The sequence below is a fragment of the Streptomyces sp. NPDC090025 genome, from assembly GCF_044748125.1.
In the GTDB taxonomy this organism is placed as follows: Bacteria; Actinomycetota; Actinomycetes; order Streptomycetales; family Streptomycetaceae; genus Streptomyces.
The window spans coordinates 358,134-371,706 of record NZ_JBIVFL010000005.1 but is presented as its reverse complement, the minus strand read 5'-3'; the positions used below and the strand labels follow the sequence as shown (position 1 = coordinate 371,706).

At 75.0% G+C, this 13,573-nt stretch carries 11 protein-coding genes; 4 read left to right on the top strand and 7 right to left on the bottom strand.

Annotated elements, in window-relative coordinates:
• Nucleotides 1-42 precede the first annotated feature (42 nt).
• Nucleotides 43-501 carry an SRPBCC family protein gene (locus ACIPXM_RS15925; protein ID WP_401655503.1) on the bottom strand — a complete coding sequence of 153 codons (459 nt, stop codon included), beginning with the start codon at nucleotides 499-501 and terminating at the stop codon, nucleotides 43-45.
• Entirely contained in the window at nucleotides 498-1,391 is an 894-nt protein-coding gene (locus ACIPXM_RS15920) for a DeoR/GlpR family DNA-binding transcription regulator (RefSeq protein ID WP_401655502.1), read from the bottom strand. The genes ACIPXM_RS15925 and ACIPXM_RS15920 overlap by 4 nt, the downstream gene beginning before the upstream one ends.
• Nucleotides 1,392-1,613: 222 nt before the next feature.
• Between ACIPXM_RS15920 and ACIPXM_RS15915 the strand changes: the two genes are divergently transcribed.
• Complete coding sequence (locus tag ACIPXM_RS15915) at nucleotides 1,614-4,064, top strand: hypothetical protein (RefSeq protein WP_401655501.1); 2,451 nt, start codon at nucleotides 1,614-1,616, stop codon at nucleotides 4,062-4,064.
• On the opposite strand, the gene ACIPXM_RS15910 is transcribed toward ACIPXM_RS15915, so the two are convergent.
• The 5 genes from ACIPXM_RS15910 to ACIPXM_RS15890 all read right to left on the bottom strand — a co-directional run bounded on the left by ACIPXM_RS15910 (nucleotide 4,034) and on the right by ACIPXM_RS15890 (nucleotide 10,252).
• On the bottom strand, nucleotides 4,034-6,457 hold the full coding sequence (locus tag ACIPXM_RS15910) for a right-handed parallel beta-helix repeat-containing protein (RefSeq protein ID WP_401655500.1): 2,424 nt from the start codon (nucleotides 6,455-6,457) through the stop codon (nucleotides 4,034-4,036). The genes ACIPXM_RS15915 and ACIPXM_RS15910 overlap by 31 nt on opposite strands.
• A 219-nt stretch (nucleotides 6,458-6,676) precedes the next feature.
• Nucleotides 6,677-7,285 carry a hypothetical protein gene (locus ACIPXM_RS15905; protein ID WP_401655499.1) on the bottom strand — a complete coding sequence of 203 codons (609 nt, stop codon included), beginning with the start codon at nucleotides 7,283-7,285 and terminating at the stop codon, nucleotides 6,677-6,679.
• Between the two features lie 109 nt (nucleotides 7,286-7,394).
• Complete coding sequence (locus ACIPXM_RS15900; protein ID WP_401655497.1) at nucleotides 7,395-8,228, bottom strand: MOSC domain-containing protein; 834 nt, start codon at nucleotides 8,226-8,228, stop codon at nucleotides 7,395-7,397.
• A 37-nt stretch (nucleotides 8,229-8,265) separates the two neighbouring features.
• Nucleotides 8,266-8,829: a DUF6643 family protein gene (locus ACIPXM_RS15895; protein WP_401655496.1), complete on the bottom strand. Its 564-nt coding sequence runs from the start codon at nucleotides 8,827-8,829 to the stop codon at nucleotides 8,266-8,268.
• A gap of 205 nt (nucleotides 8,830-9,034) precedes the next feature.
• Nucleotides 9,035-10,252, bottom strand: a complete 1,218-nt coding sequence (locus ACIPXM_RS15890; RefSeq protein WP_401655495.1) for a glycosyltransferase — start codon at nucleotides 10,250-10,252, stop codon at nucleotides 9,035-9,037.
• A gap of 67 nt (nucleotides 10,253-10,319) precedes the next feature.
• On the opposite strand from ACIPXM_RS15890, the gene ACIPXM_RS15885 reads away from it, so the two are divergent.
• From ACIPXM_RS15885 to lnt, 3 genes are all read left to right on the top strand, one after another.
• Nucleotides 10,320-11,105, top strand: coding sequence for a glutamate racemase (locus tag ACIPXM_RS15885; protein ID WP_401655494.1), 786 nt, complete (start codon nucleotides 10,320-10,322; stop codon nucleotides 11,103-11,105).
• A gap of 59 nt (nucleotides 11,106-11,164) precedes the next feature.
• Complete coding sequence (locus tag ACIPXM_RS15880) at nucleotides 11,165-11,731, top strand: hypothetical protein (protein ID WP_401655493.1); 567 nt, start codon at nucleotides 11,165-11,167, stop codon at nucleotides 11,729-11,731.
• 145 nt (nucleotides 11,732-11,876) lie between these two features.
• Nucleotides 11,877-13,541 (top strand): apolipoprotein N-acyltransferase, encoded by a 1,665-nt coding sequence (gene lnt, locus ACIPXM_RS15875; RefSeq protein WP_401655492.1) that lies wholly within the window; start codon nucleotides 11,877-11,879, stop codon nucleotides 13,539-13,541.
• Nucleotides 13,542-13,573: the final 32 nt, after the last annotated feature.

The following is a 13,573-nucleotide window of genomic DNA, read 5'->3' as shown; positions in this document are numbered from 1 at the left end:
CGCAGGGGCGTGCGAGGAGCGCACACCTTAGCTGACGATCGTTCAGTTGCCCAGCAGACCGTCGAGGGCCCTGGCGAACAACCGCCGCCCCACCGCCGCCAGGACCGGGTCGCACCATCCGGGTACGCCCCGTAGCCGCAGCTCCTCGGTCCACACCACCCGGCTCGCCGCCGGTCCGCCGGACCCGCCGGGCACCTCGTACACCTCGAACACGGCCGAACCCCGCACCGCGCGGCCGAGCTTGACGATCCCGCACACCCCGGTCCCGGGCCCGGACCCGGGCGGTTCGAAGCGGACGACCTCCATCGGGTCGTCGAAGCCGAGCCGCCGCCCGAGGCCGGTGCGCGCGGTGAAGCGGGTGCCGACGCCGGACGGGTCCGGGGTCAGGACGGTCGTCGAGGTGAACGGGATCCGGGCGCCGTGCGCGGGCCAGTCGGTGATCCGCCGCCACACCTCGGCGGGCGGCAGCGCCACCGTCCGCTCGATCCGGAACCGGCTCACCCGGCCGCCCCGCCGTCCGCGTCCTCCGGGACGCCGTCGGCCTCCGTCGCGGGCGTGTCCGACGGTCCCTCGCCCTCGCCCGCGATCACCAGGCCCGGCAGCCGCTCCGCCATCTCCTCGCGCACCTCCGGCGACACCCCGGCGTCCGTCACCAGGACGTCCACCTCGTCGAGCCGGGCGAACGAACTCAGGCCCATCGTCCCCCACTTGGTGTGGTCGGCGACCACCACCACCCGGCGCGCCGAGCGCACCAGGCGGCGGTTGGTCTCGGCCTCCGCCAGGTTCGGCGTCGACAGGCCCGCCGCCACCGAGATGCCGTGCACCCCGAGGAACAGCGCGTCGAAGTGCAGCGAGCGGATCGCCTGGTCGGCGACGGGACCCACCAGCGCGTCCGACGGGGTCCGCACCCCGCCGGTGAGCACCACCGTCGCCGCCCCCGGCCGCGACTCGCCGCCCGGCACCGCGTACCGGGCCTCGTGGAACACGTCCGCCACCCGCACCGAGTTGGTCACCACCGTCAGGTCCGGCACGTCGAGCAGCTGCCGGGCGAGCGCGAAGGTGGTGGTGCCACCCGAAAGGGCGATCGCCGTGCCGGGGCGCACCATCCGGGCCGCCGCCCGGGCGATCTCCTCCTTGGCGCCCAGTTCGAGCGCCGACTTCGCCTCGAAGCCCGGCTCGTGGGTGCTCGCGTCGGTGACCGGCACCGCCCCGCCGTGCACCTTGGCCACCATGCCCTGCCGGGCCAGCGCGTCCAGGTCACGGCGGACCGTCATGTCGGACACGTTGAGCCGTCTGGTCAGCTCGTTGACCCGGACACCGCCGCGTCGGCGCACCTCGTCGAGAATCAGGGCGCGCCGCTGCTCCGCGAGAAGGTTCTGGTTGTCGCTCACCGCCGGGGCCGGTCCTTTCCAGAGGTCGGGAGGTAACTCCCGCTTGAGGAGCGGGAATAACGAGCAGAACGAGAAGAGGGACGTCGGATTCGGTGAGGGCCGTCCCCCGGGCCGCGACCGTCCGCGATCCTGGTTCCGTCCCGCCGCACCGAGCCCCGCGGCTCCGCTCCGCCCCCTGATCCTGCCACCCCGTTCCCCGCGCGCAGAGAGCGAGTCCCCCCAGTGACCCCTGCCCCGCCCGACCCGCAGAACGGGGGTGCGGCGCTCGAACTCCTCGTCCACGGCGTGGGCGGAGCCACCCCGGCCGACATGCTGGACGACCCGCGTACGGTGCGGGTCACCGGCGACCGGACGGCGGCGATGTTCCGGCGCCGCGACGACGTGGACGCCGAGGACCACCCCGAGCGGCACGCCGACGGGCCCGTCCCCGAGGCGTACTGCTGGTCCAACCTGACCTCGGGCAACGGCACGCGCGCGTTGTGGCTGCTGCTCCTGCCGTTCATGGTGGCCAATCTGGCGCACTGGATGCGCCCGCCGGCCGAGGGCCGGGCCCGTCTGGTGCGGCTCTACGGCGTCCTGGTCCGGCTCATCGCGCTCACCCTGACCGTGCTCCTGACGGCGGCGGCCTGCGAGGTGGCGCTCGACCTGACCGCCTGGCAGTGCGCGGGCTCCGGCGCCTGCGCCGCGCAGCGCTCCTGGCTGGGCTTCCTGTCCGCCGACCGCGGCGGCTGGTGGTCGCAGCCCGGCCGCCGTCTCGCGCTCGCCGCCGTCGTCCCGGCCGCCCTCGTCGGCCTGCTCTGGTACCTGTCCAACCGGACCTGGAGCGCGTACGAGGCCCAGCGGCCGCCCACGGGGTACGACGCCGACACCGCCGGAAGCTCCGGCGCGGGCCCGGACGGCGTGGGCCCGACCGGCCTGGGCCCGGTGGATCCCGGTCCGACCGGCCCCGGCCCGGCCGCCGCCGCGCCCGCCGTCGCCCCGGTCGTGCTGCGGCCCGCGCTCGGCCGCCCCGGCTTCTGGTTCGGGCGCCGCCTCGTCGCCCGGCTGCGCGCCGCCCACACCGCCGCCGGATTCCTCACCGTCGCCGCCGCCCTGGCCGGGGCCGCCGAGGGCTACGACCACGCCGCCGCCCCCGACGGCGGCCAGGAACTCCTCGACCGGCTGCTCCAGGGCGCCATCGGGCTCGGCGCGCTCCTCGTGCTCACCGTGGTGTGCCGCCGCGGCCGCAGCGAGAAACGGCTCGACCTGCGGCTCGAACGCGCCCTGGTCTCCTGGCTGCCGGGCGCCGCCCTGCTGCTCCTCACGCTCACCGCCCTGCACACCGGCTGGTCCCGCCCCGGCTGGACATCCACCGGCACCCTGCCCGGCAACACCGTCTTCGGCGCGGTCACCCTCGCCCAGGGCGGCCTCGTCGTCGCCCTCGGCACGGTCGCCCTGCTCCTTCACCGGCCGCGCCGCGACCCCAGGACGGCCCTGCACGGCCTCGGCGGCCCGGCCACCGCCATGCTCGCCTGCGCGCTCGGCGGCGTCATGTCCGGCGGTGTCGCCCAGCGGGTCGCCGACTGGCTCGACGGCTCCGGCACCCCCGGCACCGGCGACGGCCTCATCACCGGACCGCCCGTGCTGCTCAGCTGGCAGGCGTCCGTCATCCCGGTGCTCCTGCTGCTGCTCCTGCTGCCCGTCGGGCTGCTCACTGTCCGGACCGTGCTCGCCTCCCGCCGCCTTCGCCCGGTCGTCGACGCCGACTACGGGGCCGCCGACCCCGACCGGCTGCGCACCGACCAGATCGCCGCAGGCCGGGCCCGCGCCGCCCTCACCGACTCCGCGCCGCTCCTGATCGGCGTGGTCTCCGGCGCCACCCTGCTGCTCGGCGCCGCCTCCGTCGTCGGGGCCTGGGCCAGCGGCAACGTCCCGGGCCGCGCCTTCGACGGCGCCACCCCCGCGCTCGCCTCGGCCGCCACCGCCGCCCAGGCGCTCGGCTCCTGGATGATCGGCTTCGGCTTCCTGCTGTTCGTGACCATGGGCCGCCGCGCCTACAAGGACGCCTCCGCGCGCCGCACCATCGGCATCCTGTGGGACGTCGGCACGTTCTGGCCGCGCGCCGCCCACCCCTTCGCCCCGCCGTGCTACGCCGAGCGGGCCGTGCCCGACCTGACCTGGCGGATGAGCTCCTGGACCCGCCGCACCGGCGGACGGCTCGTCATCTCCGGGCACTCCCAGGGCAGTGTGCTCGCCGCCGCCGCGGTCTGGCAGTTGCCGCCCGCCACCCGGAGCCGGGTCGCCCTGCTCACCTACGGCTCGCCGCTGGAACGGCTCTACGGGCGATGGTTCCCGGCCTACTTCGGGCCCCGGGCGCTGCGCGGCCTGCACCGTACGGTGCACTGCTGGAGCAACCTCTACCGGGCCACCGACCCGATCGGCGGGCCGGTGCGGGTACCGGCCGAGGGCCACCGGCCGGCCGTCGACCGTCCCGAGCTCCTTGACCCGGTCGCGTACGGCCGGACCCGCGAACACCCGCTGCCCGAACCGATCCTGGGCCACTCCGACTACCAGGCGGACCCGGCCTTCGCCGCCGCCAGGTCCGAGCTGCTCGACCGGCTGCCGCCCGCGCTGCCCCGGCAGCGCGACAACGAGCCGACGGATCAGGGGAGTTCGGGCAGGTCCTCGGGGTAGAGCAGGGTCAGGTCGTCGGTGCTCGGCGCGGTGAGCGAGGCGACCCGGCCCGCGTGCCGCTCCACCATCGCCTCGAACGTCTGGCGCGCGGTACGGCCGTTGCCGAAGGTGGGGCCCTTCGGCAACTCGGCGAAGTACTTCACCAGCGCCTCGTCGCAGCCCGGCGCCAGCCGGTACTCGTGCTCCTCGGCCTGCTGCTCCACGATCCGCAGCAGCTCCTCCGGCACATAGTCGGAGAAGTTGATGGTCCGTGAGAAACGGGACGCCACACCGGGGTTGACGGTCAGGAAGCGTTCCATCTCGGCGGTGTAGCCGGCCGCGATGACGACCACCGCGTCCCGGTGGTCCTCCATCAGCTTGACCAGCGTGTCGATCGCCTCCTTGCCGAAGTCGCGGCCGGAGTCCTCGGGGGCGAGGGCGTACGCCTCGTCCACGAACAGCACCCCGCCGCGGGCCCGGTCGAACGCCTCCTGGGTGCGGATGGCGGTCGAGCCGATGTGCTCGCCGACCAGGTCGACCCGGGACACCTCGACCAGGTGGCCGCGTTCCAGGACGCCGAGTGAGTGCAGCACCTCGCCGTACAGCCGGGCCACGGTGGTCTTGCCGGTGCCTGGGTTGCCGGTGAAGACGAGATGGCGGCGGGCGGAGACCGCCTTGAGCCCGGCCTCCTGACGGCGGCGGCCCACCTCGATCATGTTGGTGAGGGTGCGCACCTCGTGCTTGACACTCTCCAGGCCGACGAGCGTGTCGAGTTCGCCGAGGACCTCGACCGACGACCGGGCCGCCGCCTCGGGTTCGGCCGCGGCGGCGGGCGCCGTCGTGGCGGTGGCGGAGCGGGGCGGCGGTACGGTGCCGAGCAGGCCGCCCGCCGGGGGTGCCTGGGTCGCCGTCAGGAGGCTGCCCTCGGTCCCGGCGGGGGTGCGCAGCTGGCTCTCGTCGCTGGTGCAGTCCTCGGCGAGCGGGCCGTCCTCGGGGAACTCGTACCCGCCGCGCGCGCACCGCTCGGTGCGGCACTTGCGCAGGGTGGTGCGGCAGCCGTCCATCACATGGAAGCCGTAGCCGCCGCTGCCGGTGACCCGGCAGCCGTGGAACGAGCCGCGGCCCTCGGCCGACACGTAGAAACCGGCCTCGGCGGGCGAGGTGACCGTGCACCGCTCGATCGTCGGGTCGGCGCCCTTGGTGACGATCACGCCGGTCTGCACGGCGTCGATGGTGCAGCCGCCGAGGGTGCCGCCGCTGCCGTGGTCGCGGAACCAGGCGCCGGTGGACGCCTCCCGGATCCGGCAGTCGTCGAGCTGGGCGGTGGCGCCGTCGCTGACCGAGACGGCCGTGTTGCGGACCTGCGAGAGGTCGCTGTCGACGACGTCGACGCGGGAGCCGCGGTCGAGCACGAACAGGGCGTCGGGCACGTCGTGCACCCGGCACGCCTCCAGGACGGCGGTGGCGCCGTCACTCACCCAGACGGCCGGGTAGTCGCCGGTGCTGTCGTGGATCTCGCACCGGTTGGCGTCCACCCGGGTGCCCGGGTCCCAGACGGAGAGCCCGTTGCGGCCGAAGCGGCGAACGGTCGACCGGGTGAGCGTGAGGACCGCGCGGGAGCGCAGGTCGACGGCGTTCTCCGGGATGTCGTGGATGTCGCAGTCGGAGAGCGTGAGCACGGCGTCGGTGTCGAGGGTGACGCCGTCGGCGGAGGTGCGGTGCACGCGGGAGTCGCTGAGGTGGGCGGTGGCCCGGGCGGCGAGCTGCAGGCCGGTGCCCTTGATCTCGTACACCTCGCAGCCGATGCCCTCCAGGGCGCTGCCCTCGCCGGTGACGGTGATCCCGGCGCCGGAGGCGTGGTGCACCCGGCAGCGCTCAAGGCGGGGGTGGGCGCCGCCGCGCACCGAGATGCCGGACTGACCGGCGGCGACGATCTCGCACTCCTCGAAGACCCCGCCCGCGCCGTCGATGACGGCGATGCCGACCCCGGCCGGGTTGTCGACGGTGGTGCGGCGCACGGTGGGCCGGGCGGCGCCGCGCACCTCCAGACCCGCCGCCGACCGGGTCACGATGCGCAGGTCGAGCAGCTCGGGGGTGCCGTCCTCGACGAGCAGCGCGGGCGCGGCGGCGTCCTGGCCCTCGATGTGGAGGTCCTGGAGGGTGGCGGCGGCCCGTACGGTCAGCGGCACCCCGTCGGCGGGCGCGATCCGCACCGAGCCGAGGGAGCCGTCGCCGCCCCGGAGGGTGACGGCCCGCTCGACCACGAGGTTCTCCCGGTAGGTGCCGGGGGCCACGGTGAGCACGTCACCGTCGCCCGCGGCCTCCAGGGCGGCGGCGAGGGAGGCGTACTCGCCCGTGCGGCGCCGCCACCGCGACGTGCCGGTGTGCGTCACCTGGACCGTGCCCTGTGCCATGGGTGTGCTCTGCCCCCACCTCGTGCGTCGACGACGGTTGGATTCTGGATTTCGGATCCAATGTCCTGGATCCAACATCCATTATCCGGGATCCGGAATAACTTTTCCGGGATCCAGAATCCGATATCCAAAATCCAAAATCCCCCGCCATCCGGGATCTCGGATCCGATGCCCCACCGTAGCGCGCGCCGCGCCCCCAGGGCGCCGCGTCGCCGCGGCTCAGCTGCCCGTCCCCGTCCGTCCCCAGTCGGGACCGACCTGGGCCCATGCCCGGTCCAGACGCGCGTACCGCCGCCGGGTCAGCCGGTGTACGACGAGCCGTCGGCCCGACTCCACCAGAAGTCCGGCGAGCAGTGCCACCGTGAGCCCCGCCACCAGCGCGTGCGCCCGGGCGGTCTCCGCGTGCATCGGGGCGGACACCGCACGCCCGGCGCGGTCGGTCCACAGCGGGAACAGGTCACCCGGGTGACTGTGCTCCCGGGTGGTGGTCACCGTGCCCGTCCTGGTCGAGCCGTCCGGCGCCGTCCAGTTCGCCACCACCGAGGGCCGCAGCCGCTGCTCACCGGCCGACTCGGAGATCCGCTCGGGGGTGCTGCTCCGCCCGGCCGCCCGCACCACCCGGGCCACCGTCGGCACCCGGTCCTGCTGCTGGAGCCGTACCGAACGCTGCAAGGAGCCGTTGGCGGCGGCGCCCGCCGCCCAGCCCACCAGCGGCACGCCCAGGAAGAGCAGCGCCGCGGCCGCCAGGGCCACCCATGCCTCGATCAGGTCCGTGGTCCTGCGCAGGGGATTGTGCCGCCAGTGCCAGAGCCCGGTGGCTGCGCGCACGCTCCGTACCCCCTCGTCTCGTCGACGGCCCGCGACGGGCCACTCGGCGGTTGCCGCTCTCTCAACGAGTCTGCCCCGGGGGTGGGTTCCGCGCCTCCTGGGAGGTTTTTCAGTCGAGGATCTTGACGAGGTCCCCGATCCTGATGACACCGCGGTGCTCCGGCACCAGATTCTGGCCGAAGATCAGCCTGCTGCCGTCCTTGCGGTGCTTGGCCAGGGTGCGCAGCGGCTCCTTGCCGCGCTCGCCGGTCCACTGGTCGGTGGTGGTGACCACGCACCGGCCGCACGACCGGGCCACCCGGAAGGCGACATCGCCGATGGACAGCCGCCGCCAGCCGTCCTCGGCCCACGGCCCGGTGCCGTCGACGACGACGTTCGGCCGGAAGCGCTCCATCGGCAGCGGGCCCTCGTCGGGGTGATCGCCCTGCGCGATGAGCGAGTTGAGGGCGTCGAGCGACGCCGTGGTGGTGACGAGCAGCGGATAGGCGTCGGCGAAGCTCACCGTCTCGCCCGGCAGCGCGTACTCCGGATCGACCGGCCGCCGGGTGGCCGGGTCGTCCATGTGCAGCAGCCTGACCTCGGCGCCCAGATACGCGCTGAACCAGGCGTCGGCCGCCGGTCCGGCGGGCACCGCCACCACCGTCGTGCCGAAGACCTCGACCGGGACCGTGCCGTCAGGGCCGGAGAGCTCCGGCACCTCCACCGTCAGCGCCTCGCGGCCCGGCCCGGTGAGCGTGATCCCGCCGTCCGGCAGCGGCACCGCCGACGCCAACGCCAGCCGGGCGTGCTGGCGTTGGGTCACCACCTTCCCCGCGGCGTCCACCAGTGCCCAGCGGCGGTCGTCGGCCAGTCCCCACGGCTGGACCTCCGCCTCCGCGGGGGACAGCCCGCGCAGTGCTTTGACCGGATAGACGTGGACGGAGCGCAAGACAGAAATCGGCATGCGCTCATCCTGCCAGCCGCCCCGCCAGGTCCGAACGTCAGTATCCGCGGCCCTGGTAGGGGCGGTTGTACGGGTCCTCGTACGGTGCGGGCGCGGGCGCCGGAGCGGGTCGCGGGGCGGCCGGGCGCATCGACTCGTACCCCGTGGCCATCGGGCGCGGCTGCTGCGGCGCCTGCGGACCCGGGTAACCGCCGCGCTGCGCGGCCGGCTGCTGCGGGATGTACGGCGTCGGCGCGGGCGGCACCGGGGCCATCAGCTGCGTCACGGGCGCCATCTGGGGCGCGGGCTGCGGATAGCCGTACCCGTGACCGCCGTGACCGCCGGGGTTGCCGCCGTAGCCGCCGCTGTGCTGGTTGCCGCCGTAGCCCGGCGCGGGCTGCGGGGACGGCGCCGCCGGGAGCGCGGGCAGCGCGGCCGGCAGCGCCGGGAGGTAGCCGCCGCCACCGGAGTAACCGGTCCCGGTTTCGTAAGCGGAGGGCACTCGGATCGGGGCGATCTGAGGCGTGCCCCGCTCTGCGACGAGGGAGTCGTAGATCGGGGTGTCGGGGAACGACGGCGCGGTGTAGTAACCGCCTCCGTAGGTGGAGCGCGGGGAGGTCATGGCCATAAGTTAAGCCCACGATGTGCGGATTGGGGAGTCCCCAATCCCCGGTCATCCGATTTAGACGGTTTGCTACCGCCTGACCTGCCGAAACATCGATAAAGAAGCCGTTAACAAACGGGGTTTTCCGTGGTGCGACATTCACGGGAGACACACAGGGCGACTCGATTCGACGGCCGTCGGGAAACGCAGAAGGACCATCGCATTACTCAAAGTAGCCACTGCCTTCAGGGGGGCGGTTCGGCTGGGGCTCGGGGCGCGCGTACGTACGGCCCTTCCAGGCCGCGCCCCGGCCCCGGTGGTGCAGGACCGCCGAGTCCACCGTCATCAGCAGATAGAGGAGAGCGGTGAACGGCAGCAGCGGCGCGAGCCAGGCGGGCTGCCGGTAGTAGCGGAGCATCGGCAGGTACGTGCCCGCCATCACCGCCCAGGCGAGAGCGCCCGCCCAGGCGGCCCGGGGATCGCCGACGGCGAGCCCGGCGGCCAGGGCGACCGGCGGCACCAGATAGACGAGCGCCAGGCCGCCGACCGTGCCCGCAAGCAGCAGCGGGCTGTGCCGGAGCTGGGTGTAGGCGCTGCGCGAGACCATCCGCCACAGGTCGCCGAGCCGCGGATAGGGCCGGACGCTGTCCACCCGGTCGGCGAGCCCCAGCCAGACCCGGCCGCCGGACCTCCGTACCGCGCGGGCCAGCGACACATCGTCGATCACCGCCTGCCGGATCACCTCCGGCACCCCCGCCCGGCGCGCGGTCTCCGCGCGCAGCAGCACACAGCCGCCCGCCGCCGCCGTCGCCAGCGGGCGGCGCCGGTTGATCCAGCGGAACGGGTAGAGCTGGCAGAAGAAGTAGACGAAGGCCGGGACGATCAGCCGCTCCCAGCCGCTCGTCACCCGCAGCCGCGCCATCTGCGACACCAGGTCGAGCCGGTGCCCCTCGGCCGCCTCGACGAGCACCCGCAGACTCGTCGGCTCGTGCGCGATGTCGGCGTCGGTCAGCAGCAGGAACCCGGGCTCCCGCGCGTGCGCGAGCGCCATGCCGTGCCGCAGCGCCCACAGCTTGCCGGTCCAGCCCGGCGCGGGCTCACCCGGCCGGACCACGGTCAGCGGCAGGCCGCCCGGCCGCGCCGCCGCCAGCTCGGCGGCGGTCCGGCCGGTGCCGTCGGTGCTGCCGTCGTCGACCAGGATCACCTCGGCCCGGCCCGGGTACTCCTGGGCGAGCAGCGACGGCAGGCTCAGCGGCAGCACCTCGGCCTCGTCACGGGCCGGGACCACCACCACGACCGCCGGCCACCGCCCGGACGCCGGGCCCGCCGCCGGCCGGGGGGCGGGCAGGCGCTGGTCGGTGCGCCAGAAGAAGCCCTGGCCCAGGAGCAGCCACCCCCAGACGGCCAGCGAAACGGTCGCGGTCCACGCAAGCGGGCTCATCCGCCGCAGTCTGCCCCAGAAGGACCGGATCGAACGGGAAAAGAGGGGGGTCGGCTAGGGTGACCGGGTGAAGATCGCCCTGATGGACTCCGGAATCGGCCTGCTCCCGGCGGCGGCGGCGGTCCGTCGGCTGCGGCCAGACGCGGACCTGGTGCTCTCCTCCGACCCGGACGGCATGCCGTGGGGCCCGCGCACCCCCGAGGACCTCACCGGGCGCGCCCTCGCCGTCGCCCGGGCGGCCGCCGCGCACGACCCGGCCGCCCTCATCGTCGGCTGCAACACCGCGACCGTCCACGCCCTGCCCGCGCTCCGCGCCGAGCTGGAGCCCCGGATCCCGGTCATCGGCACCGTGCCCGCGATCAAACCGGCCGCGGTCGGCGGCGGCAAGGTCGCCATCTGGGCCACCCCCGCCACCACCGGCAGCGCCTACCAGCGCGGCCTGATCCGCGACTTCGCGCACGGCGCCGAGGTCACCGAGGTGCCCTGCCCCGGACTCGCCGACGCAGTCGAGCACGACGACGCCGACGGCGTGCGCCGGGCGGTCGCCGCCGCGGCGGCGCTCACACCCCCCGACGTCCGCGCCGTCGTCCTCGGCTGCACCCACTACGAGCTGGTCGGCGACCAGATCCGGGCCGCCCTCGGCCGCGACGGCGACTCCTCCCTCGTGCTGCACGGCTCCGCCGAGGCGGTCGCCGCCCAGGCGCTGCGCCGGATCGGCGCCCAGCCCGCCCCCGCCGCGCCGCCCACCGGCGGCCTCGCCGTGCTGCTCAGCGGCCGCCCGGGGGTCCTTCCGGCGGCCGCGCTCAGCTACGCCGAGGGCCGGGCCCTCGAAGCGGCGCCCGCCACCCACTGAGCGTGTCCCTACGGCTCCGCTGAGGAGCCGCCCGGGCGGAACGTGCGTACGCTGGCCCCATGAGGGACGACGCCCCGCACCCGGGTCCCGAGGGACCCGCGGCACCGGTCTGGACCGGCCGCGCGACCAACCGCATGCAATGGCTGCCGGCGGTCGGCGGCTTCGCCTGCATGGCCCTCGGCGTGCTGCTCGCCGTCGAGTCGTCTTGGACCTCCGGCATCGCCCCGCTCCTGATGGCGGTCGTCGGCTGCCTCGCCGCCGGACTGCTCGTGCTGTTCGGCACGCTCGCCTTCGTGCAGGTCGCCGTCCGCGTCGACGACCGGGGCATGGAGGTGCGCTGCGGCCACATCGGCCTGCCGCGCCGCCGCATCCCGCTCTCCCACGTGGTCGACGCCGACTTCGCGCCCTCCGTCACCCCGCGCCAGTGGGGCGGCTGGGGCTACCGCTGGCGGCCCGAGAAGGGCACCGCGGTCGTCGTCCGGCGCGGTGAGGGCCTGGTGCTGCGGCTCGGCGACGGACGCACCTTCACCGTCACCGTCGACGACGCCGAGTCGGCCGTACGGGCCATCCGCGCGCTGCTGCACCCGGCGGGGCCGCCCACCGCACCGGCCGGACCGGCCCTCTGACCCGCCCGCCGGCCGGCCCTCTCACCGGTGGCGGCCCGCGCCGCCCGCACGCCGCCCGGCGCACGGTGCGGTACCGGCCATCGCGGGGGAGTACGGCACGGCCCGCACTCCTGCCGGACGCGCCCCGCGCCGTACACTCCGCCAGGTGAGCACCACCATCGTCCCCGCCGACGCGCCCGAGTCCACCCCCGCCCCCGAGCGGGTGCGTGGCCCACGGCGGCTGCTGCGCCCCGGCGCGGCCCTGCTGTCCGGACTGCTGCTCTACCTGAGCTTCCCGCCCCGGCCCCTGTGGTGGCTCGCGCTGCCCGCGTTCGCGCTGTTGGGCTGGGCGCTGTACGGGCGCCGGGCGCGGGCCGGATTCGGCCTCGGCTACCTCGCCGGGCTCGGCTTCCTGCTCCCGCTGCTGATCTGGACCGGCGAGGAGGTCGGACCGCTGCCGTGGGTGGCGCTCGCCGCCGTCGAGGCGCTGTTCGTCGCCGCCGTCGGACTCGGCGTCGCACTGGTCTCCCGGCTGCCCGCCTGGCCGCTGTTCGCCGCCGCCGTCTGGGTCCTCGGCGAAGCGGCACGCGCGCGCGTGCCGTTCGGCGGCTTCCCCTGGGGCAAGATCGCCTTCGGCCAGGCGGACGGCGTCTTCCTGCCGCTGGCCGCCGTCGGCGGCACCCCGGTGCTCGGCTTCGCGGTCGCCCTGTGCGGCTTCGGCCTGTACGAGCTGGTCCGCCAGCTGCGGGCCCGCCGCGCCGCCACCGCCGCGGCGAGCACGGACACCGAGGCGGACACCGAGACGGCCACTGCCACCGAGACGGCCACCGCGACGGCGCCCCGCGCGCGCGGGCCGCTGCTCGCCGCCGCGCTCGCCGTGCTCGTCCCGGTCACCGGCGCCCTCGCCGCGCTCCCGCTGGTCTCCGACGCGGCCGAGGACGGCACGGCCACCGTCGCCGCCGTCCAGGGCAACGTGCCCCGGCTCGGTCTCGACTTCAACTCCCAGCGCCGTGCCGTCCTCGACAACCACGCCAACCGCACCAAGGAGCTCGCCGCCGAGGTCAAGGCCGGCCGCGAACCGCAGCCCGACCTGGTGCTGTGGCCGGAGAACTCCTCCGACATCGACCCGTACGCCAACCCCGACGCCTACGCGGTGATCGACCAGGCGGTACGGGAGATCGGCGCGCCGACCGTGATCGGCGCCGTCATCGCGCCCGAGACCGGCAAGCTCCGCAACACCCTCATCCAGTGGGACCCGAAGAAGGGCCCGGTCGCCGAGTACGACAAGCGGCACGTCCAGCCCTTCGGCGAGTACATCCCGATGCGGTCCTTCGTCCGGCTGTTCAGCAGCGACGTCGACCGGGTCCGCCGCGACTTCGGCGCGGGCACCAAGGTGGGCGTCTTCGACCTCGCAGGGACCAAGGTCGGCCTCGCCACCTGCTACGAGGCGGCCTTCGACTGGGCGGTCCGGGACACCGTCACCGACGGCGCCCAGCTGATCACCGTGCCCAGCAACAACGCCACCTTCGGGCGCAGCGAGATGACCTACCAGCAGCTCGCCATGTCCCGGGTGCGCGCCGTCGAGCACAGCCGCAGCGTCGTCGTCCCGGTGACCAGCGGCGTCAGCGCCGTGATCCAGCCCGACGGGAAGATCGTCGCCAAGACGAAGATGTTCACCCCCGACGTGCTCGTCGAAAAGGTGCCGCTGCGCTCCTCGCTCACCCCGGCGACCCGCATGGGCACCCTGCCCGAGGCGCTGCTCGTCGCGGTCGCGCTCGGCGGTCTCGGCTGGTCGGTGACCCGCGCGGTCCGCGCCCGCGGCCGGAAGTGATCTCCGGAAGTCAGACTCCGGAAGTGATCTAG